This window comes from Desulfovibrio piger (assembly GCF_951793255.1).
Taxonomy (GTDB): Bacteria; Desulfobacterota; Desulfovibrionia; order Desulfovibrionales; family Desulfovibrionaceae; genus Desulfovibrio.
Genome location: NZ_OX636706.1, coordinates 2,388,167 through 2,409,822, shown reverse-complemented (window position 1 = coordinate 2,409,822; position 21,656 = coordinate 2,388,167). Strand labels below are relative to the sequence as shown.

The 21,656-nt window shown below is 59.5% G+C and carries 22 protein-coding genes and 1 other RNA gene; 4 read left to right on the top strand and 19 right to left on the bottom strand.

Annotated elements, in window-relative coordinates; genetic code table 11:
• The 11 genes from Q4I12_RS10735 to pap form a co-directional block, all read right to left on the bottom strand.
• Window positions 1–900, bottom strand: coding sequence for an alpha-D-ribose 1-methylphosphonate 5-phosphate C-P-lyase PhnJ (locus Q4I12_RS10735; protein ID WP_302261544.1), 900 nt, complete (start codon window positions 898–900; stop codon window positions 1–3).
• Complete coding sequence (locus Q4I12_RS10730) at window positions 893–2,065, bottom strand: carbon-phosphorus lyase complex subunit (protein WP_302261543.1); 1,173 nt, start codon at window positions 2,063–2,065, stop codon at window positions 893–895. Before Q4I12_RS10730 ends, Q4I12_RS10735 begins: the two co-directional genes overlap by 8 nt.
• Entirely contained in the window at window positions 2,056–2,694 is a 639-nt protein-coding gene (phnH, locus tag Q4I12_RS10725; protein ID WP_302261542.1) for a phosphonate C-P lyase system protein PhnH, read from the bottom strand. The genes Q4I12_RS10730 and phnH overlap by 10 nt, the downstream gene beginning before the upstream one ends.
• Window positions 2,691–3,107, bottom strand: a complete 417-nt coding sequence (gene phnG / locus Q4I12_RS10720) for a phosphonate C-P lyase system protein PhnG (RefSeq protein ID WP_302261541.1) — start codon at window positions 3,105–3,107, stop codon at window positions 2,691–2,693. The genes phnH and phnG overlap by 4 nt, the downstream gene beginning before the upstream one ends.
• Window positions 3,070–3,762 (bottom strand): DUF1045 domain-containing protein, encoded by a 693-nt coding sequence (locus tag Q4I12_RS10715; RefSeq protein ID WP_302261540.1) that lies wholly within the window; start codon window positions 3,760–3,762, stop codon window positions 3,070–3,072. Before Q4I12_RS10715 ends, phnG begins: the two co-directional genes overlap by 38 nt.
• Before the next feature lies 1 nt (window position 3,763).
• Window positions 3,764–4,561: a phosphonate ABC transporter, permease protein PhnE gene (phnE, locus tag Q4I12_RS10710; protein WP_204674067.1), complete on the bottom strand. Its 798-nt coding sequence runs from the start codon at window positions 4,559–4,561 to the stop codon at window positions 3,764–3,766.
• A gap of 51 nt (window positions 4,562–4,612) precedes the next feature.
• Window positions 4,613–5,557: a phosphonate ABC transporter substrate-binding protein gene (phnD, locus tag Q4I12_RS10705; protein ID WP_302261539.1), complete on the bottom strand. Its 945-nt coding sequence runs from the start codon at window positions 5,555–5,557 to the stop codon at window positions 4,613–4,615.
• Between the two features lie 49 nt (window positions 5,558–5,606).
• Complete coding sequence (phnC, locus tag Q4I12_RS10700) at window positions 5,607–6,443, bottom strand: phosphonate ABC transporter ATP-binding protein (protein WP_302261538.1); 837 nt, start codon at window positions 6,441–6,443, stop codon at window positions 5,607–5,609.
• Between the two features lie 216 nt (window positions 6,444–6,659).
• Window positions 6,660–6,848 (bottom strand): hypothetical protein, encoded by a 189-nt coding sequence (locus tag Q4I12_RS10695; RefSeq protein WP_204625644.1) that lies wholly within the window; start codon window positions 6,846–6,848, stop codon window positions 6,660–6,662.
• Window positions 6,849–6,906: 58 nt separating this feature from the next.
• The gene (locus tag Q4I12_RS10690) at window positions 6,907–7,206 is read right to left on the bottom strand and encodes a hypothetical protein (RefSeq protein ID WP_302261537.1); all 300 of its coding nucleotides are present in this window, start codon (window positions 7,204–7,206) and stop codon (window positions 6,907–6,909) included.
• Between the two features lie 495 nt (window positions 7,207–7,701).
• Window positions 7,702–9,195 carry a polyphosphate:AMP phosphotransferase gene (gene pap, locus Q4I12_RS10685; RefSeq protein WP_204625642.1) on the bottom strand — a complete coding sequence of 498 codons (1,494 nt, stop codon included), beginning with the start codon at window positions 9,193–9,195 and terminating at the stop codon, window positions 7,702–7,704.
• A 611-nt stretch (window positions 9,196–9,806) separates the two neighbouring features.
• Between pap and Q4I12_RS10680 the strand changes: the two genes are divergently transcribed.
• Window positions 9,807–10,597, top strand: a protein-coding gene (locus tag Q4I12_RS10680) for an IS5 family transposase (protein WP_412388922.1) whose coding sequence is annotated in 2 segments (ribosomal slippage) — window positions 9,807–10,149 and window positions 10,149–10,597 — 792 coding nt in all. Because the reading frame shifts where the segments join, the coding sequence is not laid out codon by codon here.
• Between the two features lie 258 nt (window positions 10,598–10,855).
• Here the strand turns inward: Q4I12_RS10680 and ssrA are convergent.
• Window positions 10,856–11,237: a transfer-messenger RNA gene (gene ssrA / locus Q4I12_RS10675) on the bottom strand.
• A gap of 150 nt (window positions 11,238–11,387) precedes the next feature.
• Here ssrA and Q4I12_RS10670 point away from each other — a divergent pair.
• Window positions 11,388–12,725: a sodium-dependent transporter gene (locus Q4I12_RS10670; RefSeq protein ID WP_302261535.1), complete on the top strand. Its 1,338-nt coding sequence runs from the start codon at window positions 11,388–11,390 to the stop codon at window positions 12,723–12,725.
• A 241-nt stretch (window positions 12,726–12,966) separates the two neighbouring features.
• On the opposite strand, the gene aspA is transcribed toward Q4I12_RS10670, so the two are convergent.
• A complete protein-coding gene (gene aspA, locus Q4I12_RS10665; protein ID WP_302261534.1) occupies window positions 12,967–14,361 on the bottom strand; it encodes an aspartate ammonia-lyase in 1,395 nt (464 codons plus the stop codon).
• Window positions 14,362–14,548: 187 nt separating this feature from the next.
• Between aspA and Q4I12_RS10660 the strand changes: the two genes are divergently transcribed.
• Window positions 14,549–15,061: a hypothetical protein gene (locus Q4I12_RS10660; RefSeq protein ID WP_302261533.1), complete on the top strand. Its 513-nt coding sequence runs from the start codon at window positions 14,549–14,551 to the stop codon at window positions 15,059–15,061.
• Window positions 15,062–15,360: 299 nt separating this feature from the next.
• Here the strand turns inward: Q4I12_RS10660 and Q4I12_RS10655 are convergent, their stop codons facing one another.
• Window positions 15,361–16,053, bottom strand: coding sequence for a tellurite resistance TerB family protein (locus Q4I12_RS10655; protein WP_302261532.1), 693 nt, complete (start codon window positions 16,051–16,053; stop codon window positions 15,361–15,363).
• 368 nt (window positions 16,054–16,421) lie between these two features.
• On the opposite strand from Q4I12_RS10655, the gene Q4I12_RS10650 reads away from it, so the two are divergent.
• Window positions 16,422–16,610 (top strand): hypothetical protein, encoded by a 189-nt coding sequence (locus tag Q4I12_RS10650; RefSeq protein WP_168936508.1) that lies wholly within the window; start codon window positions 16,422–16,424, stop codon window positions 16,608–16,610.
• A gap of 153 nt (window positions 16,611–16,763) precedes the next feature.
• Here Q4I12_RS10650 and Q4I12_RS10645 read toward each other — a convergent pair whose 3' ends face one another.
• The 5 genes from Q4I12_RS10645 to Q4I12_RS10625 all read right to left on the bottom strand — a co-directional run bounded on the left by Q4I12_RS10645 (window position 16,764) and on the right by Q4I12_RS10625 (window position 21,537).
• Window positions 16,764–17,894, bottom strand: a complete 1,131-nt coding sequence (locus tag Q4I12_RS10645) for a double-cubane-cluster-containing anaerobic reductase (protein WP_302261531.1) — start codon at window positions 17,892–17,894, stop codon at window positions 16,764–16,766.
• 49 nt (window positions 17,895–17,943) lie between these two features.
• On the bottom strand, window positions 17,944–18,708 hold the full coding sequence (locus Q4I12_RS10640) for an acyl-CoA dehydratase activase (RefSeq protein WP_302261530.1): 765 nt from the start codon (window positions 18,706–18,708) through the stop codon (window positions 17,944–17,946).
• Entirely contained in the window at window positions 18,699–19,493 is a 795-nt protein-coding gene (locus Q4I12_RS10635; RefSeq protein WP_337630085.1) for an ABC transporter ATP-binding protein, read from the bottom strand. Before Q4I12_RS10635 ends, Q4I12_RS10640 begins: the two co-directional genes overlap by 10 nt.
• An 18-nt stretch (window positions 19,494–19,511) precedes the next feature.
• The gene (locus Q4I12_RS10630; RefSeq protein WP_302261528.1) at window positions 19,512–20,276 is read right to left on the bottom strand and encodes an ABC transporter permease; all 765 of its coding nucleotides are present in this window, start codon (window positions 20,274–20,276) and stop codon (window positions 19,512–19,514) included.
• A gap of 154 nt (window positions 20,277–20,430) precedes the next feature.
• Window positions 20,431–21,537, bottom strand: a complete 1,107-nt coding sequence (locus Q4I12_RS10625) for an ABC transporter substrate-binding protein (protein WP_302261527.1) — start codon at window positions 21,535–21,537, stop codon at window positions 20,431–20,433.
• Window positions 21,538–21,656 lie beyond the last annotated feature (119 nt).

Here is a 21,656-nt window from a genome sequence, read left to right as displayed (position 1 = left end):
CTATTTCTCCTCCCTGGGAGCGGCAGTGCCGCCCTGCTCGGCCACGCGCCGGGCACAATTGTCGGTATCGGAACAGACGAACATACGCGTCCCGGCGTCATCCATGACGATCTCGTCCAGATAGGTGTCTGTGGCGCCGCAGATGGCGCAGCACTGATCCCACCTCTGGGGCGTGAAGGGGTAATCCTCAAAGTCGAGACTGACCACATCCGTATAGGGCGGGATGGCGTAGATGCGCTTTTCCCGGCCGGCACCGAAAAGCTGCAGCGCCGGGCACTGGTGCATCTTGGGGTTGTCGAAACGCGGGATGGGCGACGGGCTCATGATGTAGCGGCCATTGACCTTCACGGGATAGTCGAAGCCGGTGGCGATATCGCCATGCCGCATGATGTCCTCATACAGCTTGATGCTCATGATGCCGTACTCTTCCAAAGCATGCAGGGTACGGGTCTCTTTTTCGCTGGGTTCGAGCCAGCGCAGGGGCTCCGGCATGGGCACCTGGTAGACCATGATCTGATCCTCGCGCAGGGGCTGCTCGGGGATGCGGTGACGGGTCTGGATGATGCTGGCTTCTCCGGTATGGGTGGTCGTGGTCACGGCTGCGGTACGTTCGAAGAAACGACGGATGGAAACGGCATTGGTCGTATCATCCGAGCCCTGGTCGATGACTTTGAGCATGTCGTCCCGGCCGATGATGCTGGCCGTGACCTGGATGCCGCCCGTCCCCCAGCCGTAGGGCATGGGCATCTCACGGCTGGCAAAAGGCACCTGGTAGCCGGGGATGGCCACTGCCTTGAGCAGGGCCCGGCGCACCATGCGCTTGGTGCCTTCATCGAGATAGGCAAAGTTGTAGCCTTCCAGCCCGGAGGCCGCAGGCGTGGTCGTCAGGTTCTCAGGCATGGCTGGCCTCCGCATGTTTTTCGGACGCGGCAGCAGCCTGCTCTTCCGCGTGCTTACGTTCCCGCAGCTGGCGGATCAGGGAAAGTTCCGCCTGAAAGTCCACATAGTGCGGCAGTTTGATGTGCTGCACGAAACCGGACGCATCCACGTTATCCCCATGCATGAGCACGAATTCGGGGTTCTGGGCAGGATCGATCTGGTCTTCCTGCAATTCCCGGGCACGCAGGGCGCGGTCCACGATGGACATGGACAGGGCCTTGCGCTCGTTGTTGCCGAAGACGAGCCCGTAACCGCGGGTGAAGCAGGGCTCGAGGGCACGGCCGGTGTACCGGCTGACCATGTCGCATTCGGTGAGCTCCACTTCGCCCAGGGTGATGGCAAAGCCCAGCTCTTCCGGGATGACGGTCAGCTCCACGAAACCGCGGCGCAATTCCCCGGTGAAGGGGTGGACAGCGCCGTAACCGCGCTGGGTGGAATAGGCCATGCCCAGCAAAAAGCCTTCATCGGCACGGGCCATGGATTGCAGGCGCACGGCCCGGTCCCCGGAACCGTCGGCCGGCAGCTCCAGCGGCTGGCGGGTGATGTCCGGGCAATCATTGCCTTCATGCGAAGGGGCCACGGATTCCATCAGGCCTTCGCGCCCAAGAGCGTCCATGGCTCTGGGCAGCGGTTCCTGCAGCAGGGCCTGCGCATCGGCCGCCATCATCGCCAGATCTTCCGCCGTCCTTTCGGGCTCCACATCCCGGGGAGCGGTCCCGGGCACGGCCAGACCGCGATCCAGCAGGCGGTGCGTATAGTCAAAGGTGGATCCCAGGATCTGGCCGCCGGGCAGATCCTTCCAGGTGGCGGAGATGCGCCGCTCCACCCGCATGCGGGAAGTATCCATGGGCTCGGAAACACCGAAACGGGGCAGGGTCGTGCGATAGGCGCGCAGCAAAAAGATGGCTTCCACGGCGTCGCCCTGGGCCTGCTTGAAGGCCAGTGCGGCAAGTTCGGGGCTGTACAGGGAGCCCTCGGCCATGATGCGGTCCACGGCCAGCTTGAGCTGCCCTGCCAATTGTTCAAGTGTTACTTCAGGAATCTGCACATCGCCCCGCCGCTCCCGGGCAAGCAGGGCATGTGCCGCGGCAATGGCTTTTTCGCCACCTTTTACAGCTACATACATTTGGACACCTCGTCTGCGGCAGGGGTCAGGCAGGTCGTACGGGGCAGACCGGTCAGGCGGCCCGGCCCGCAAAGCAGCATGTCCACACCTAGCGGGAATTGCTCATGGTTGCTCTGCCACTGGGCCAGAAAATCTTCCGGCATACGGCAGGCAAAGGTGCAGCTGCCCACGATGCCGGGACCGGAAGCGGTGATGCCGGCCGTTTCCCCCTCCTCTACTCCGCCAAGGCAGATGGTCGTGGAGCGATCCGGGTATTCAGCCTCTCCCTGATGGAAGCAGCGCAGGTCAGGCAGCGCTTCCGTACCGGGGACGAAGGCGAATGCGGCCTGGGCAGGTTCGGCCACCAGGACCGTGCCGCAGTGGAAACGGAACCAGGCTCTGACGCCTTCCGTATCCAGTCCAGGCGCCAGCCAGACCGTGGTCTCGTTATCGCACAGCGAAAGGGCCAGGGCCGCCAGTTCCGGACTCAGCCCGGCAGGCAGTTCATCCGCAGCGGTATCCGCCGGGCAGGGCACGAAAGCATGCGTCTGGGCAGGCCGGGACAACGCGGTAAGGGCCAGACGGAACACCTGCTGTGCCTGTCCCACAGGATCTGCCCAGGACAGGCGGGAACATTGCTGATCGCTCACTGGTCTTCTCCGCGGACAAAGGTGAAAAAGTTGACTTTCGTACCTGCCGCATCGCGGGCGGCAGCCTTTCTTTTTTCGTCTATGGCCTGTTCCAGGCAGGGGCGCAGCTTTTCGTCCAGCAACGCCGCGTAGCTTTCCTGCTGCCACAGGGCATCGCACAGGGCCGCCAGTTCCGCATGGCGGGGGGATTCCCCCATGATCCAGGCATGGCCAAGCGTCTTTTCTTCCAGCTGGACGACACAGCGGGTGACCAGCACTTCCCCTACGTTGAAGACATCGCCGACATTGCCGACGCGTCCCCGGGCCATCACGAGCCCCGTTTCGGGCCCGCGCACGATGCGGTAGCCAGGCAGGCTGATCCCGGACAGGGCCTCATCAAGGCAGGTCTCCGGGGCAAGCGCCAGCAGGCGCAATGGTCAGGGGATTGTCGATCACCGGTTCCAGATACTGGTTCAGGGCTGCTTCCACCTGCTCCGCCCCCTCATGAGGCAGGGGACCCGTCAGGGTTATGTGGAAACGGAACAGATCCAGCACATGGTGATAGCCCCAGCGCAGGAGATTGCGCCGCTCATCAAGACTCAAAGGCTCCCGCCGTTCCACGTCCCTCTGATCGAGAGGAGCCCGGAAACGGTCCAGTTCCGTCACGCAATCCCGCTCCAGAGCGGCCATGGCCGATTCCGACGCGCTATCCCCCTGCCGGGGGACCAGGGCCAGAAAGGAGGCCTGGCGCTCACCGGAGTGGACGGGCAGCCGCTGCAAACCCAGCGGCGCCGTCAGCCAGGAGGCATGACGTTCCGCCACCTTCCGGCAGGCATTCTTCAGGGCGGCCAGCATGCCCTCCGAGGTGGAGCGCAGCTCAAAAGGCGCCTTGAGCGTGGCATGCAGACCGTAATGGGACGGCGTTTTTGCCAGGGATGTCCAAAGACCATGTTCCACCCCCGCAGGAGCCACGGGGCCGCCCGGCAGGCGGCTGCCGTCCCGGCAGTCCCGGCCGAACAGAGGAGCCATCAGACGGTACAGGGGCTCGTCCTTGTGGGGGGCGTAGTAGAGAGCGTAACGGGCGGCCATCTTACAGCACCATTTTGCGCAGACGCTGGGAAAGCAGGTCGAACAGGGTCACCACCAGCACGATGATGGCCATGACCGCACACGTCTGCTGGAAGTTGAAGCTGCGGAACAGTTCCCACAGCACCATGCCTATACCGCCGGCACCGACCATGCCCACCACCGTGGCAGAGCGCACATTGGCCTCGAAGCGGTACAGCGAGTAGGATATCCAGAGGGGGAACACCTGCGGGATGACCCCGAAGATGATCTCTTCCAGAAAGCTGGCCCCGGTAGAGCGGACGCCTTCCACCGGCGAGACCTCGATGGCCTCCACCGCCTCGGAAAAGAGCTTGGCCAGCGTGCCCGTGGTGTGCACCCAAAGGGCCAGCACACCGGCAAAGGGGCCAAGGCCCACGGCAACCACGAACATCATGGCGAAGACCATCTCGTTGATGGCGCGGGCCGCATCCATGAGGCGGCGCACCGGCTGGCAGATCCACCAGGGAGCGATATTCTCGGAAGACATGATGCCCAGCGGCACCGCGCAGATGACCGCCAGCAAGGTGCCCCAGATCGCCACATGCAGGGTGACGATCATTTCTTCCACATACATGCGCCAGTCCGTAAAGTCCGGCGGGAAGAAATCGGATATCAGGGTAAGGATGTTGCCGCCCTGTTCCACCAGCGCCATGGGCTTCATCTCGGCGCCGCGCCAGGCCCAGGCCAGCATGGCCAGAACAAGGCCCCAGATGACCAGGCGGCAGGTCTCGGCGCGCAGATCGCGCGGCGGCTGCAGGGCCATTTTCATTTCAGCTTCCATAACGATGCGTTCCTTGTGCCCTGTCCCCGCTACTTGCCGAGTTCGGCCAGCTTACGCTCGATCTCGGCGATCTTGGCGGCCTTTTCCTTGGCATCCATATCCTTTGCCTTCCAGCACCGTCTTGGCGCGGAACAGCTCCAGCTGGCACAGCGGGATCAGCTGGCTGTTGTCGGACTTGATGAAGGGGCCCCACTGCAGGGCGGTCAGGATCTTGCGGGCCTGCTCCACGTTCTCGCCCTTCACGCCGTAGCTGAAGATGAAGTCCGAGATCTTTTTCTTGGTCTCTTCGGGCAGGTCCTTGCGCCAGACCAGGGGATCGCTGGGGATCAGGGGAGATTTCCAGATCACGCGCAGTTCCTTGGCCTTTTCGGGTGCGGTGATGGCCAGACGGGCCAGACCTTCATTATTGCAGGTCGCCACGTCCACGGTATTGTTGGCTACAGAGAGCGCATTGGCCTCGTGGTTGGCCGATACGGTACGGGCGAAGATCTTCTGGGGATCCTTGCCGTTTTTGGCAAAGACATAATAGCCGGGCACCAGGAATCCGGAGGTGGAGTTGGGGTCGCCATTGCTGAAGCTCAGCTTGGAGGCCTGGGCAAACATGTCGTCGAGGTTCTGGAGCGGGCTCTTCTTGTTGACGATCAGGCAGGAGTAGTAGCCCTTGCTGCCGTCGGGAGCGGTGGTCTGGGCAAAGACCTCGCCATTGGCGCGGTCCACCATCACCATGGCACCCTTGTTGCCGATCCAGCTCAGGTCGACTTTCTTGAAGCGCATGCCTTCGATGACACCGGCATAGTCACTGGCAAAGAAGGCTTTGACTTCCATGCCGAGAGCCTTGCTCATATCCTTGAGGAAAGGATCCCAAAGCACCTTGAGATTCTGGCTGGCCTCGGTGGAGATGATGCCGAAATTGAGGGTCTGCTGCGCCTGGGCGGTCAGCGCGCTGCCCAGCAGCATGGCAGAGACCAGCAGGCCGGAAAGAAGACGGGAAAACATGTATTTTCTCCTTGGATAAAGTGGTGAGGCAAAGGGTTCGGGATGGGACCTAGGCAGCGCGGGACGTCTCGCGGACAGGGCTACCGGGCAGCGTCACCGCTTCCTGGGCGGCGCTGGTCTTGGCGGCAAAAAGCTCGTCGCTTTCAGCGCCGTACAGTTCCGCCAGGAACTGGGGCGTCAGACGTTCCGTGGGGCCGTCGTAGACAATCTCGCCTTTTTTCAGGGCCACGGTACGGGGGCAGAAGCGCATGGCGTAATCCACCTGGTGCAGGGTCACCACAACGGTGAGGCCATCCTTCTGGTTGAGGTCGCGCAGGGTCTGCATGACATTGCGGGCCGATTCGGGGTCCAGCGAGGCGATGGGCTCGTCAGCCAGCAGCACGCGGGCACGCTGCACCAGAGCACGGGCGATGGCGGCACGCTGCTGCTGCCCGCCGGAAAGGGTACCGGTGCGCTGCCAGGCCTTTTCCCCGATCCCCACGCGGGCCAGGGCCCGAAGGGCAAGCTCCCTGTCATCCGTGTGGAAAGCACCGGTCAGGCTGCGCCACAGACTGGTGCGGGCCAGAGCCCCCAGCATGACGTTGCGGGCCACGCTCATGCGCTCCACCAGGTTGAACTGCTGGAAGATCATGCCGATACCGGCGCGGATGCGGCGGATGTCCCGGCTGATACAGCCGTTTTTCTGCACGATCTCGTTATCGACCCGCACCAGGCTCTCGCCCTTGTCTGCGGCGGTCAGACCGCAGATGTGACGCATGAGCGTGGATTTGCCGGAACCGGAAGAGCCGATGAGGGCCACCATCTCTCCCGGGGCCACATGCAGGTTGATGTGAGAAAGGCCTTTGCTGCTGCCGAACGTTTTATTGAGATTGCTGATGTGGATCATGCGAATGCTCCCGTTGAAGTTGACTGGCTCACAATGGGCAAAACGCATGGCGAAACGGTGACGCGTCCGTGATGAAAGGCCGACGTTTCCGTCACCGTTTGCAAGAGGGAATGTGACGATTCGGCAGCATCCCCTGCCCTCTCCAACGACAAAAAGCATCCTTCCACGGAGGAAAGGATGCCTTTTGTTTTCAGGTAGATGAAAGCGGCTACCGGCTCACCAGCGGCTGGGATCGCGGCATTCCTGCCGCCCGAAGGTGCAGACGCCGCACATGTCGGAACTGTCTACAAAACGGCCGTCCACAGTATAAAAATCGACCACGGGCCCATGCCCGCAAATGATGCACTGGCGTTCATAATCCGGACAGGCACGGCACAGGGGCGGGATATCCGGACTGCCAGCCATCATCTTCTCCACAGAAACACGCGTAAATTCCGGCTGGAACAGGTTGCTTCCAAACATATCAGAAGAAGGTACGTCGCAAAGGACGGTTCATGTTCTGGGGGACGAACTGACAGCGGGAAAGACCAAAGCATTCGGAACGCTCGCCACAGGGAAGACGCGATGCCGTCAGGTGCATGCGCGGGCAGGTAGCCAGCATCCCCTGGTCAAGCATGTCCTGCCAGCGGGATTCCACAAGCTGTACAGGTACGCGTACCGGCTCCACGGCTCTGGAAGAACGCACCTCCACGTTCGTCTGTACCCGGGATTCTGCCGTCCGGGTGGTTCGGGAGCTTCTGACAGACGATTTTTCCCGATTCATGCGCCGTTCCTTCTGGCACTGGGGGCAGATATGCCCACGCGGTCCGGGGGCAATGAACGAACGACCACAACGGCTGCAACTGACTGGACAAAATGAGGGAATCATGCGCCACCTCCCTGAAAGGGGCTGGGTGCCGGACAGGATCGAGCAAGGAGGGACAAAAGGCAGCATCTTGCCGCCGGTTTGCTTCCTGCCCGGATGTGCTTTCAGACTGTCCCGTCCATTCGTCAACGCTGTGAGCGCCCGGTGACAATTCCGCTCCACTTGCGGCGGCGCACAGCGGTATACAAAAGCCTTCGGGCTTTCCTTATGCGCCTCGCTCCATCCCGTTCCTCTCCCGAAATGGCCGCAGACCAGGCTCTTCTGCAACAGCCTGGAATCTGTATCCTCCCGTCGCGTCCTGTCCTGCACGCAGGTCCCCGGCCGGGCATAAAAAAAGAGCCGGAGAAGCTCTCCGGCTCTTTTCCATGCCTGGGCTCTGCTGCAGGGATCCTGTCAGCGCAGGGCGCGCTTCAGGGCATCCCTGTAAATGCGCAGGACCATCAGGCGGGCATACTTCTTGTTCTCCGCGGGGACCACATGCCAGGGGGCATCTTCCGTGCTGGTACGCAGGAACATCTCGTCCGCGGCGCGGGCGTACTCGGGCCACTTGTCACGGTTACGCCAGTCTTCATCGGTGATCTTGTAGCGCTTCCACGGGATGGCCTCACGCTCCCGGAAGCGTCGCAGCTGTTCCTCCGGCGAGATGTGCAGCCAGAATTTGAGCAATATGTTGCCGTTGTTGGTCAGCTGATGCTCAAAATGATTGATCTCGGCATAGGCGCGGGCCCAGTCTTCCTTGGGGGTCAGCTTTTCCACCCGTTCCACAAGGACACGGCCGTACCAGGAGCGGTCATAGATGGTGATGAAACCGGCACGGGGGATGTGCCGCCAGAAACGCCACAGGTAATGGTGCGCCAGCTCTTCATCCGAAGGGGCGCTGATGGGGATGACACGCGTGATGCGGGCATCTGTCCCGGCAGTGAGGCGCCGGATGGCTCCCCCCTTGCCGGCGGCATCCCAGCCTTCAAAGATGAGTGTGGACGAGATGCCTTTTTTGTACGCCCGGAACGAAAGCTGATAGATCTCCTTCTGCAGGCGTTTCAGTTCCTTCTGGTAATGTTCGGGAGCCTGCACGCTGGAAAGGTCGATGGCATCCAGGGTGGAGACCAGGGACTCACGGGCGTCCTCTTCCACTTCGGGCACGGATTCCAGCACCTTGAGGCGGGCGGCACGGGCATCGTGGGCGGCGATGGTCCGCTCGATACCCGCGATGATGGCTTTCACCACGGACAGGTTGCGGAAATTGGGATCCGCGGCGTCGATGATGCTCCAGGGCGCATTGTCGCGGTCTGTCAGCATGATGGCCCGGGACGCGGCACTGACCATACCATCGTAATCCGCGGCGATCTTCTTGTCGGATGGCGAAAAATGCACCAGGGCCCGGTTCTCCTGACGCTCCTTGAGCGCGCGGGCATGGTCCTTTTTGTTGAGATGGAGCCAGAGCTTGATAATGGCCATCCCGGATTCCGCCAGCCCGGATTCCAGGGCCTGCCAGCGATGCATGCTGGCGGTGAATTCGTTTTCTCCCACATCTTTGCAGCAGCGCTGCCGCATGGCCTCACCATACCAGCCGTCATAAAAGACCGCCGTCTGTCCGGCAGCAGGGAGCTGCCGCCAGAAGCGCCAGGGCCAGGGACGGGCCTTCTCTTCGTCGGTCACCAGCCAGAAAACATGGTTTTGCACATGCTTGCTGTCCATCCATTCCGACAAAAGGTTGATGATGGCGCCGCGTCCGGAACCGACCAGGCCGGCCACCGTAATCAGGACGGGGATCTTGCGCTCGATGCACTGCAACTGAGCATTGAAAAGACGCATGCGCAGCTGGGGGGCTTTTTCTTCAAATTCTTTGTTACTGCATGCTCTGCCAAGGGCTGCCGATTCAAACATAGTATCCAACCTTGCTCAAAATGTTCGCACGGGAAGCGGATACGCAGCTCCGGAACATTCCCGGCACTCCAGGACGGTCAACGCACATTCTGCTCCCGGAGTTTTGGAACAGCATAGCTTTTTTCTTCGGCTTCGTCAGCCAGCGCTGGCCGGAATATCCTGCGAATCCTGCCCTTCTCCCTAACCGGATACCGGGATGCACGGTACTTTCCGCAGCAGGCGCCGTCTGTGCCGTCCGTTTGCAGCGCGCGGCAAACGGCATGGCCGCCCCATGTGCGGCTTTTCTTCCCATCCAGACGATGATCTGTGTTCCTGGTGTGTTACATGCATCTTTTCTATGACCTGCCAAATATCCAATTGCGTCTGGACATATTCCTGGGTCGTCAAAGGGCCGCCCTTTTGCCCCTGAGCTACGAGGATACCAAGCTGTATGACGCATCTTTCCAGAATGTCCAGGAGCATCTGATTTTGCTTCACGTTGTCCCCCATCGCAATCATGAGATCACCTCTGCACGTTTCTTGAAAACAATCTGTCCGAGAATCGTTCCAAAGGACGGAGAAGTCATTTCATAATTCTGGAGAAAATTTAAGGTTTCGGTTAGTCTCAAAAAATGAGCAAAGCCGAAATGCTAACTGATGATCAATGGTCTGTCCTGGAACCTCTTTTTCAGAAAGAGCGCACAGGCGCAGGACGTCCACAAATTCATTCTGACAGAGAAGTTTTAAATGGCGTCCTCTGGGTCTTGCGTACAGGCGCGGCATGGGCGGACTTACCGGACAGGTTTCCATCTTCCGCAACTTGCTATCGGAGATTCAGCAAATGGGTAAAAGATGGAAGGCTTCGAAAAATTCTGGAGTCTCTGGCCCGGCATCTTGAAGATAATGGCCTGATAAATCTGGAAGAATGCTTCATTGACGGCACATTCGTTGTCGCAAAAAAAGGGGCCCAAAAGTGGGAAAGACCAAGCGGGGCAAAGGTACGAAGCTCATGGTTATTGCTGACGCTTCTGGTTTACCTATCGCCGTGTACACGGATTCTGCTAACCCTCATGAAGTCAGACTTGTCCAGGCTACAATCAATGAAATTGTCACGTTGGGACGACCCCGAAGAATTATTGGGGATCGTGCCTATGACAGCGATCCGCTTGATGAAGCCCTTGCTTCTCAGGGAATTGAACTCATCGCGCCGCACCGCAAGAATCGTAAAAAGCCGGCGACGCAAGACGGACGGCTCTTGCGCCGTTACAAAAGAAGATGGAAAATTGAACGCCTTTTTGCGTGGCTTAACAAATTTAAAAAGGCAATAACTCGTTGGGAAAGGTGCGTTGAACGTTTTACGGCTCTTGTCCACCTTGCTTTTTCTATGATTTTGTTGAGAAGAGTTATAAAAATTGCCCATTAATTATGAAATGAGTTCGAATCATCTTTCGGGATCTGCAAAACCAATCAAATAACTTCCAGGCTAGATTTGTCGCAGGGATATACGATATAATACCAGATGGTTTTCTATGGAATACTGGCAGATGCTACTCTCGATGGGCGAAGGGGCTTGCATGACACAAACAGGGACAAACCGGGACAGCAAGGGACTGTAACCCCGCGAAAAGAAAAGGCCCACGGTGTCTTTTGATACACCGTGGGCCTCTGGGACATGCGCTGATGGTGGAGGCGGGGGGAGTCGAACCCCCGTCCGAGAACATTCCACGCAAAGCGTCTACAGGTTTAGGTCAGGAACAAATTTCACCACCCTGCTCGCCCCTGACCGGGCACAGAGCAGCAATCCCGCCGGTACAGATCTCGTGGAAACTCCCGGCAGGCGCCAAGCTCCACCAGCCTGATGCGATGTCGCCAGCCGGACGTATCAGGCGTCGGCCCGTCTGACGTGACCATCAAATGTGGTCAGGTGCCTCGCTGTTTTTAGGCAGCGTAAGCGTAGTCGTAATCGTTGTTGGCAATTACTTTTGTGCCGCTTTTTACGAGGCCAGCGGCGCCTCGACCTGCAACTTTGGTTTCCACATCCCCGTCGAAACCAATGCGCCCCCAATTGGTAATTACTACTATAGATAATACTGCCTGCTTTGACAAGCTGTTTTTTTTATGGCCCGTGTACGACAGGTGAAGAGGTTGCACAAAAAAACTCCAGACGCTACAACCGCCCTTCTGGAATATGTTTCAACCCGTACGGAGGATGCATGGCTTCTGCCACTCGAGATCATTTTTCTTCACGGCTGGGTGTCCTGGCGGCAACGCTGGGCTCTGCCGTCGGGCTCGGTAATATCTGGAAGTTTCCCTCACTGGTTGGCCAGAACGGCGGTGCATCGTTCCTTGTGGTCTATCTGCTGGCATCGCTCTGCATCGGGCTGCCGCTGATGATATCGGACCTCAGCCTCGGCCGGGCCGGACGCAGCAACGTCATCAGCATTTTCCAGAAGCTGGCCCCCCGCACCGGCTGGTGGCTGATAGGCCTTTCAGCCATCATCAGCTGCCTGCTGATCCTGGGCTTCTATTCCGACGTGGCAGGCTGGGTCTTTGCCTATATCTTCAAATCCGCCACGGGCGCCGTCTCGTCCACGGATCCGGCCGTGGCCCAGGCCAGTTTTTCCTCTTTGCTGAATGATGGGCCCGTGTCCCTGTTCTGGCAATGGCTCGTCCTGCTGCTGACGGGGGGCATCATCATGCGCGGCGCCTCGGCCGGTATCGAAAAAGTGACGCGTATCCTGATGCCTGTCCTTTTCCTGCTGCTGGTGGGGGTCTGCATCCGCAGTCTGACCCTGCCGGGGGCCTCCGAAGGCTTGCGCTTTCTGTTCATGCCCCAGTGGGAACGGGTTGACGCTTCCGTCATCATGATGGCCATGGGGCTGGCCTTTTTTAAAATGTCCCTCGGCATGGGCTGCATGCTGACTTACGGCAGCTACTTCAAGGAAGACGTCAATATCCCGCTCATGGCCACCCGCGTCATGATCTGCGACCTGCTGGTCTCCCTGCTGGCCGGCATCGCCATCTTCCCCGCTGTGTTCAGCTTCGGCTTCCAGCCCGCGGAAGGGCCTGCCCTGCTCTTCCTGACCATACCCGCCGTCTTCGCTTCCATGCCGGGCGGGACCTTTTTTGCAACGCTCTTTTTCATCCTGTCTGCCATCGCCTCCACCGGAGCCATCCTTTCCTTGCTGGAAGTCCCGGTGGCCTGGCTCTCCGAACGCTTTTCCCTGCCGCGGACCAAGGCGGTGCCCATCCTGCTGGCCGGGCTCGTCCTGCTGGGCCTTCCGGCGACCCTTTCCACCGGTCCTGCATTGCAGGATGTGAAGCTGTTCGGCCTGACGTTCTTCGACCTGTACGATGCGTTATCGTCCACCATTTTGATGCCGCTGAGCGGCATCGTGACGAGCCTGTTCGTGGGCTATTTCTGGAAAAAAGAGCATATGCTCGCGGCTCTGGGGGGCGGTATGCCGGCCAGACTGGTACGTATCCTGTGCCGCACGGTGACGCCTGTGCTCATCACCCTGGTGCTGCTGCATGGTTTGGGCATCATCTAGGGCCAAGGACAGAACAACCGGTAACCGCATAGAACAGTTGGAGCGAGCCTCCCCCTCCTGAGTATGGTCTTCTCCGGTGCCCCGTGCCGACAACAGACCAGGATAAACCGCCTCTGCCCCGCCATCGAAAATAAAGAAAGCCCGGCGTTTACGTCGGGCTTTCGTGTTCTCTCACCAAGTTTTTTTCTGTCTTGCCGGTGTCGATACGATCCGGCCCGGCAAGCCGAAGTTTATTAAAGTATCACTTTAAAAATGGATGGATCATATTTTCCGGGAGCAGCAGTTCATCCAGTTCTTCCCGGGTAAGCAGCTGCTTTTCAAGAACAAGATCCATGACGGAACGCCCGCTTTCCAGGGCTTCCTTGGCGATGCTCGCTGAGGTTTCATACCCAAGGCGGGTATTCAGCGCCGTAACGATCCCGATGCTGTTCTCCACCAGCTGCCGGCAGCGGTCAGCATTGGCCGTGATCCCTGCAACACAGCGTTCCTGCAGGGTACTGAAGGCCCGGGCCAGCCTGCGGATCCCCGTAAAAAGCGTGAAAGCGATGATGGGTTCCATCACGTTCAGCTCCAGCTGCCCGGCCTCGGCGGCCAGGGTGATGGTCACGTCCTTGCCGATGATGTCGAAAGCGACCTGATTGACAACCTCGGGGATCACGGGGTTGACCTTGCCCGGCATGATGGATGATCCCGGCTGCATCCGCGGCAGATTTATCTCATGGAAGCCCGTACGCGGTCCGGAAGACAGCAAACGCAAGTCATTGCAAATCTTTGATATTTTTACAGCTGTCCTCTTCAGGACGCCGGATGTCTGCACATAGGCGCCGGTATCCCACGTCGCTTCCACCAGATTGGTGGAGAGCCGAACGGGGATGTCACTGATCTCGGCCAGGCGCGCGACCACGAGCTGCGCATAGCCCTGGGGAGAATTGATGCCTGTCCCGATGGCCGTGGCCCCCAGATTGACTTCCAGCAACAACTTCTGCGCCTCATGGATGCGCTGGATATCTTCCCCTATGGTCGTGGCATAGCTGCCGAATTCCTGCCCCAGGGTCATGGGCACAGCATCCTGGAGCTGTGTGCGTCCCATCTTGACGATATGGGAGAACTCCACGCTCTTGGCCGCAAAGCCCTTCTGCAGAGGGATCATATGCTCCACAAGGTAATCCAGCAGCCGGAAAAGGGCCAGCCGCAAGGCCGTGGGATAGACGTCGTTGGTCGACTGCGAGCAATTGACGTGGTTGTTGGGGTGGCAATAGGTATAGGCCCCCTTGGGATGCCCCATGATCTCCAGCGCCAGATTGGCGATGACCTCGTTGGCATTCATGTTCGTGGACGTCCCCGCCCCGCCCTGGATGCAGTCCACAGGGAACTGGTCGAGCATGTTCCCGGCCAGGATACGGTCACAGGCGGCACAAATGGCGATGCCGATATCCCGGGGCAGTACCTGCAGTTCCATATTGGCCAGGGCACAGGCTTTTTTGACGCAGGCCAGGGCCCAGATCATTTCCGGAAACTGGGAAAGCGGCGTTCCGGAGATATGGAAATTGTTCATGGCCCGCAAGGTCTGCACGCCATAGTAAACCGAATCATCTATGGTCAATTCACCCAGAAAATCATGCTCCAGCCGACTCATGGGACCTCCTGTGGCTATGCCGAAAAAGACAACGCCTGAACAGCGCGGATAACGGAACCCTGTTGCCAAGCGTACCGGGATGCCGGAGCAAAGTCCACTACTCCCCTGCCCGCAGCTCTTGCCAGCGGCGGCAACGCGCTGTAGGTTCGCCAGAGAAGATTCCCTCGAAGATACAGGAGATAGCAGCATGATATTCTTTTGCAGAAAGACTTCCACGGCCGACGGCAGGACGCGCTGGTCCGTGTGTGTACCGACCCTGATGGGCTTCACCACCATCGCCTGGTTCTACTCGGAAGATCTGGCGGACAACTTCATCCGTCATCTGGAAAGCAATGAAGAGGATCGCCGCCTGGCCAGCCTTGATGCCTGGCGCGAATTCCAGTTCCGCCTGGACTTCATCTGGAGTGAAAAGCTCCAGCAGGACCGGGGTTTGCTGGAAAACCACTGGCAGGATATCCAGAAAGTTCTGGAAGCATACAATCGGCGCATCCATGAGCTGCTGCGCGATACGGCCAGTTATCACAGCGACGCCTTCACGGCCATCTGGAACGAAAGCTTCCAGGAGCTGGGGGCCATCCCCGGCCTGGAAAAGCTGGCCCAGACCCTGCATCAGCAAAGCCGTGTCCTCCACAGCCTCAAGGCGGAGATCGCGGCCCGTGTCCAGCAGGTCATGCCGGCAACGTCCCAGCGCCTGAACTGATCCCTCCTTTTACGCAAAAGGGCACACCTTAGGTGTGCCCTTTTTTTATTTATCGGCGAAAAATACATCGCGCAAAATTGAGATTTAAGGCGTTAAAAAAATTTTTTTGACCTGTGATTCATAAAAACAACTTTTTCGCTCTCAGGGGAAATATGCGCCATTTTCTGTTTCTTGGCGTTATCGGCCTTTTCCACGTCCCCATTTTGCCGCAGACAGGTCACTGGAATGCTCCAAAAGGTGCTATGACCGAAAAAGGCCACCCGCAAGGGTGGCCTTTGGTTAACCCGGGCTAAAAAATGCTATCCGGCATGCGCGGCCAGCTGGACCTTGGCCTGACGGGCCTCTTCCTCCAGCTGTCCCTTGCGGGCTTCGGAGATCTTCAGGGCCGCGGCAAGCGCATCAAGGTAGCTGCGTTCCATAAAGTGGTCGATATCCACGATCATGCACGACAGACGGTACAGGTCTTCCCCCTGCTCTGCGGACCGGATCTCCGCGGCCAGAGCCGCAGGATCGATGGGGGCATTCAGCAGCTGCCCCAAGAGGGCATTGGTGTCCTGACCGGGAGCCATCTGTGCGACGACCTTGCTGATACGATCCTGTTCCGTCGCGTCGATATGTCCATCCGCCCGCGCGGCGAACACCATCGCGCGCAGCAGGAGCCTGGCTGTGGGATCCAGCCCGGCAGATGCTACAGCCGCCACCGGCTGCTGGACAGGAGCCGGTTCTGCAGGCTGGCTCTCTTTCTGGGACTGCGACCATTTCTGGTAAAAATTCCAGGCCACTGCGCCCGCACCGACCAGAGCGGCATTCTGCAACGCGCCTTTGGACATGAAGGAGCCCAGCAGCGCCCCCAGGGCGCCGGCCCCCACCAGGCCGCCAACGCCGCCGGGAGCAGCCTTGGTCAGACCGGATGCCTGTTCTTTGGCCGTATCCATAAGAGAGCCAAGCGTTTCACCAATGTTCTTTTTATTGAAGATGTCGAAAAGGGACATATGAACCTCTCATGTTGTTGTCTGGCACAGGGGGATTTTCCATATATTCCCCTGTGCGTGAACAGCGTGTGTCAGAGTACAGATAGGATCATGCCGCTATAAGTCAAGAGGGTAGCCTTCGGGCTGCTTGCCGGTGGCCCTTGCTTTTTCCCTCACAGCCAATCTTCATTGCAAAAAACATGCTTCCACTATGTCTTGGGCAGCGGAGCCACGATCGCACGACCATGCCTCACCATGCCCCGCTTCTGCTTTCATACTTTTCAGGGGTACATCCAATCGTCACACAACGGACATGCTCGCGTTCCCGTTTTTGCCTAGTGTGATTTCTGCAAAGGCAAGGCTTTCTTTTCACTTCAAGGAGAAAGATCATGACCAAAAGAAAACAGCCCCCCATCGAATGCCGCTTGCGCCCCAATTATACGAAAAAATGCATCGCCTGTGGGCACGGTCCTGTGGTCGATGTCTATACGAGAGACGGCCATTTCGTGAACAGCACATCCATGTGCGGTGCATGCAGCTTCGGCAAGGAAAAATACGCCGATCCTGAAAACTGGTAGCTGATTCTGCCGGAATTCCCAAATTCCTTCCTTCCCCTCAGAATGAAAGATGCCATGGCATATGCTGCCATGGCATCTTTCGTTTGTTCCTAAAAAAGAAAATTCAATAATTATAGCATATTACTATGCGACGGATGAGCTGTGGAAAGTGCCTCAGGCCAGCATCTCCAGGAAGGCTTCCAGCCGGACCTTGAGCTGCTCCGTATCCGTACCTGAATAATCCGTCACCACCTGCAGGAAAGGCAAGCCCAGCTCTTCGCGCACGAATTTTTTGACGCTCCAGGACTCGACACCATACGGCTGGCAGCCCTGCCATGTCAGATCGACCACGGCATCCACGGCAAAATCCCGGGCCAGATCCTTCAGGATGCTGTAGCGGTGGGGGTTGGGAGACATGACGGCGCAGTGCATGTCCAGATAGCGGCGGGCCAGGATGTCCAGGGCATCCCCCTCTTCTTCCATGTTCAGCAGGACTTTCTTGTAACAGGTGCAGTTGTCGATACAGACCACGCTGGCACCGCATTCTTCCAGCAATTGCACGACCTTGTGCGACCCCATACCCGTGGGGACGCCTGTCAGCAGGATACGGGGAGCATCTGGAGCCACAGCCGCCGGGGCGTCCTGCAATTCCGCGTGGATGGCCTCCAGCAAGCGGATGGCCTGCTCATAGTCCGGCATGAACGAGGCCCGGAAACAGATGTCCAGCAGATCGAGACCCCGCAGGGGCGACGGACGCCGGCGGGCCAGATCCAGCACCTTTTTCAGGGCCTGACGCAAGCGGGACGTCAGATCCATGGCAGCCCGCAGCTTCTCTTCCGTTATCCGGACGCCAAAGTCCTCTTCCAGACGGGCCACCAGCAAGGCGTACTGCTCCCGCCAGTAGGCATGGGCGCGTTCATCCTGGATCTGCGGAAGCTGCAGGACCATCACGGGCTTATAGGCAGCCAGGAGTTCATACATCTTTTTCTTGCCGTCACAGGTGGCATCCGCCACCACGATGTCAGAAGCCGCCAAATAGGGGCAGCTGTCCTGCAGGGCAAAGCCAAAGCTGCTCTTGATCAGGGGACACAGACAGCGCGGCAGCACCTCTTCCGCCACAGGGATGGAGTCCTGCTTCGTACCGCACAACGAGACCGGTACGGCACCCGCCGCAAGGGCGATCTCCAGCGGGGAATAGATGCAGAACTGCCCCACCACCTTGCGACCTTTTTCCCTGGCTTCCTGCAGGGCCAGCACGTTACGGCTGGTCACATCCCGAAAATGTTCAAGACTTGCATATGTCATCTTTACTCTCCCATGCGCTCCGGACCGTGCCGGTGGCGTCGTTGCGTTATCAGCGGGCCGCCACAAGGGCCGCGCCCAAAGCTCCCACGGTCTGGGGATCGTCAGGGACATTGACCGGTACTCCCAGCTCCGCCGCAAGCAATCCGCTGAATGCCGGACTGGTAGCCAGCCCACCGGTAAAGGTGCATCCTCCCTTCAGCGGGATACGTGCTGCCAGCCCCCGCATACGGCGTGCGATGGACAGGTATACCCCCGCAGCGATGTCGGCCGGGGCCGTCCCCTGCGCCAGCAGCCCGATGATCTCTGTCTCCGCAAATACAGCGCACATGCTGGAGATGGATACGGGTTTGCCGGTGGCGGCGGCCTGCCCCAGCTCCGGCAGCTCCATGCCCAGGATACCGGACAAGACCTGCAAAAAACGTCCTGTCCCGGCCGCGCATTTGTCATTCATGACAAAATCCTGCACAGCACCGTCTTCCACCGCGATGACCTTGCTGTCCTGTCCGCCTATGTCCAGCACCACGCCTGTGGCAGGAAACAGCCAGGAGGCACCGCGCGCATGGCAGGAGATCTCGGTCACGACCTTGTCGGCAAAGGGCAAGGCCACGCGGCCATAGCCCGTGCCGACCACACGCCGCAGGCCCGCCGGCTCCACTCCCGCGGCACGGCAGGCGGCCTGCAGTACCTGTTCCCCGGCTTCACGGCTGTTCCAGCCGGTGGGCAGAACGGCCCGCCCAAGAACGATCTTTTTTTCCTCGTCCAGCACTACGGCCTTGGCGGCCACAGAACCCACATCCACTCCAGCTACCGGCATGGACAGCCTCCCGCATCATTTGTCCGCTCATCGCGCCCGGTCCCGGCACTTGTATCCAGCATTTCCAGGATGGAAGCCGTCAGGCGCGCATACTCAGGATCCCCACGGTGGCGGGGCCGGGGGATGTCCACCGGCACGACAGCGCGGACCGTTCCCGGGCGCGCCGACATGACCACGACCCTGTCAGCCAGATACACGGCCTCGTCCACCCCGTGGGTCACGAAAAGGATGGTGGTCTTGTGATGCTGCCAGATGCGCAGCAGCTCCCGTTGCAGCAGGATACGGGTATGCGCATCCAGCGCCCCGAACGGTTCATCCATCAGCAGCACGTCAGGCCTGTTGGCCAGGGCCCGCGCTATGGCCACGCGCTGCCGCATGCCGCCGGAAAGTTCATGGGGCATGGCGCGGGAAAAAGCGGCCAGATCCACCAGCTCCAGATATTCGCGCGCCACCTTGCGACGCTCTTCGCGGCCTTTCCCGGCAAATTCAAGGCCCAGAGCCACATTGTCTTCCACCGTGCGCCAGGGCAACAGGGAATATTCCTGGAACACCATGCCCACTTCACGGCGCGGTGTCTTCACCGGCTGGCCCCGGTACAGGATCTCGCCTTCACTGACAGGTTCAAGCCCGGCCGCCATGCGCAAAAACGTAGATTTGCCGCAACCGCTGGGCCCCACGATGCAGATGAATTCATTCTCCCGCACATCCAGATCCAGTCCTTTCAGGGCCAGCACTTCACCTTCACGCAGGCGAAAGCGCTTGCGCACCTTTCGGGCAGAAAGCACACTCTCCGTCATACGCGCCTACCGGGAAAACTGTTTCCACGCATACTTGCGTCGCTCTATCCACTGAAAAGCCATATCCAGCAAGGCTCCCACCACACTGATGCTGATCATGCCGGCAATGACCACGTCCGTACGTCCCACGGTATAGGTATGTGTGATCAGATAGCCCACCCCGGAAAGGCTGCCGGGCAGCATCTCCGCGGAGACCAAACACATCCACGCCACCCCGAGACCTATGCGCAGGCCATTGACGATGGACGGAGCCGCGGCGGGCAGCAGGATCTTGGTGAAGATGTCCCGCTCGGACGCCCCCAGAACCCGGGCCGAATCCACCAGCGTGCGGTTGACCGTCTGCACACCATGCACGGCGCTGGTCAGGATAGGGAACAGCGCGCCGATGAAGATGATGAACAGCATGGATATCTTCAAGTTATTAAGATAATAATATAATTCGCTTCGCGGCAGGCCCATGGCCGTTGCCAGGCTGCTGACGCCGAACCAGGCCAGCACCAGCGGTACCCAGGCCAGAGGCGGGATGGGGCGGAACATGCCCAGAAAAAGATTGAGCAGACGATGCAGACCGGCATAATAGCCCATGGCCACCCCCAAAGGCACTCCCAGCAGCACGGCTGCCGCATACCCGCAGAGGACGCGTACCAGACTGATGCCGATATTGCCTGCCAGCGTGCCCATGGCGATGACATTGTCCAGCGGGTGCGCCAGCAGGGCCCCGATCTCCTCCAGCGGAGGAAGGATCAGGCTGTTGCCCACCAGCGTCGCCATGGATTCCCATACAATAAAGAAGAGCACAGGCACCAGAAGAGGTGCCGCCCAAAAGATGATTCGTCCCGGCATAGTCGACCTGCAAACAATGAGTGGCCTGCGGCAGAGGCTCATCCCCTGCCGCAGGAAAAGGAACGCGGTTACAGAGATCCGGCTATTTTCCGGTATCAAGGAACGAATCGTTGATCAGCAGGGGGCGGGCCTGCTCCATGGTCTTGTGGCGCAGGCTGCCGCTGAACTTGTTCATGCTGTCCAGGATACGCAGATAGGTATCCGCGCCGCGCAGCCAGCTGTCATTGAAGCTTCCCAGGAACACAAGGCTGGACTTGCGCCCGGCCTCGGGCGGCAGACCGATCCACTGGGCGGCGATCTCACCGGCCTGCTGGGGATGGGCATTGCACCAGGCCCCCACGCGGGAGATCAGGGCCACGAAAGCCCGGACCACTTCAGGATGCTTGGCGATCATTTCTTCAGAGGCCACGCCCACACAGCAGGGGAAGTTGGCCCACTGCCCGGCGGGAGGCAGTTCGCCCAGATTGACCAGTACCTTGCCGATGCCACGCGTCTGGGCCACTTCGGGGAAGGGCGAAGGACCGACAACAGCTTCCACCTGTCCGGCGGTCAGGGAGGCCAGCAGGTTACTGGTCTCTTTCAGGTCCACCAGCAGAACATCCGCCTTGCTGTCCGAAGGATCAAGCGTCACCTTGAGCCCGGCTTTGACCAGCGCGCCTTCCAGCACGATCTTGGGGGCACTGGTAGGCGAATGGAAGCCGATCTTGACGGGCGCCTTGCTGTCCTTCACCCGCTGCAGCAGGCTTTCCCAGCTGGTCAGAGAAGAATCCTTGGGCACCACCAGCGCCATGCCTTCCGTCTGCAGCGGGCAGACGATCTTCATGGGCGTCCCCTTGTCGATGCCGGCCATGATGGCCGTGATGGAGGCGATGCCCATATCCAGATGCTTCTGGGCAAAAAGCGTGGCGGTCTCGGAACCGCTCTTGGCCACGACCAGATCGAGGATGGCAATGGGCTTGCCGTCCTTGATGAGCTCGTAGCTTTCGCGTTCCACAAGAGGTTTCAGATAGACGCCCAGATCGCGGAAGGCCTCACCGCGTGAAGCTGCGACCTGGAATGGGGAATGGTGGGTGGTGAAGATGAAACCAGTCTTGAAGGCCGGCAGTTCAGCGGCAACAGACATGGAACACAGACCCAGCACAGCGATGCCGGCCAAAGCCAGCCTGCGAAGGGTGGACGGAACGAACATGGGCAACCCCCTTTTTGTGATGATGCGACCACCATGGTCGCAAAACGGCAGGCCATCCTGCCGTTGGGCACAAAAAAACCGCGCGAGACTGCGCGGAAGTGATGGGGTGTTGCGAGCTT

What these genes read in the sequence shown, in the direction of transcription:
- Q4I12_RS10735 (WP_302261544.1), bottom strand. Translation starts at nt 900, where the DNA reads ATGCCTGAGAACCTGACGACCACGCCTGCGGCCTCCGGGCTGGAAGGC.
- Q4I12_RS10730 (WP_302261543.1), bottom strand. Translation starts at nt 2,065, where the DNA reads ATGTATGTAGCTGTAAAAGGTGGCGAAAAAGCCATTGCCGCGGCACAT.
- Q4I12_RS10715 (WP_302261540.1), bottom strand. Translation starts at nt 3,762, where the DNA reads ATGGCCGCCCGTTACGCTCTCTACTACGCCCCCCACAAGGACGAGCCC.
- phnE (WP_204674067.1), bottom strand. Translation starts at nt 4,561, where the DNA reads ATGGAAGCTGAAATGAAAATGGCCCTGCAGCCGCCGCGCGATCTGCGC.
- phnD (WP_302261539.1), bottom strand. Translation starts at nt 5,557, where the DNA reads ATGTTTTCCCGTCTTCTTTCCGGCCTGCTGGTCTCTGCCATGCTGCTG.
- phnC (WP_302261538.1), bottom strand. Translation starts at nt 6,443, where the DNA reads ATGATCCACATCAGCAATCTCAATAAAACGTTCGGCAGCAGCAAAGGC.
- Q4I12_RS10695 (WP_204625644.1), bottom strand. Translation starts at nt 6,848, where the DNA reads ATGGCTGGCAGTCCGGATATCCCGCCCCTGTGCCGTGCCTGTCCGGAT.
- Q4I12_RS10690 (WP_302261537.1), bottom strand. Translation starts at nt 7,206, where the DNA reads ATGAATCGGGAAAAATCGTCTGTCAGAAGCTCCCGAACCACCCGGACG.
- pap (WP_204625642.1), bottom strand. Translation starts at nt 9,195, where the DNA reads ATGTTTGAATCGGCAGCCCTTGGCAGAGCATGCAGTAACAAAGAATTT.
- Q4I12_RS10670 (WP_302261535.1), top strand. Translation starts at nt 11,388, where the DNA reads ATGGCTTCTGCCACTCGAGATCATTTTTCTTCACGGCTGGGTGTCCTG.
- aspA (WP_302261534.1), bottom strand. Translation starts at nt 14,361, where the DNA reads ATGAGTCGGCTGGAGCATGATTTTCTGGGTGAATTGACCATAGATGAT.
- Q4I12_RS10660 (WP_302261533.1), top strand. Translation starts at nt 14,549, where the DNA reads ATGATATTCTTTTGCAGAAAGACTTCCACGGCCGACGGCAGGACGCGC.
- Q4I12_RS10655 (WP_302261532.1), bottom strand. Translation starts at nt 16,053, where the DNA reads ATGTCCCTTTTCGACATCTTCAATAAAAAGAACATTGGTGAAACGCTT.
- Q4I12_RS10650 (WP_168936508.1), top strand. Translation starts at nt 16,422, where the DNA reads ATGACCAAAAGAAAACAGCCCCCCATCGAATGCCGCTTGCGCCCCAAT.
- Q4I12_RS10645 (WP_302261531.1), bottom strand. Translation starts at nt 17,894, where the DNA reads ATGACATATGCAAGTCTTGAACATTTTCGGGATGTGACCAGCCGTAAC.
- Q4I12_RS10640 (WP_302261530.1), bottom strand. Translation starts at nt 18,708, where the DNA reads ATGCCGGTAGCTGGAGTGGATGTGGGTTCTGTGGCCGCCAAGGCCGTA.
- Q4I12_RS10630 (WP_302261528.1), bottom strand. Translation starts at nt 20,276, where the DNA reads ATGGCGACGCTGGTGGGCAACAGCCTGATCCTTCCTCCGCTGGAGGAG.
- Q4I12_RS10625 (WP_302261527.1), bottom strand. Translation starts at nt 21,537, where the DNA reads ATGTTCGTTCCGTCCACCCTTCGCAGGCTGGCTTTGGCCGGCATCGCT.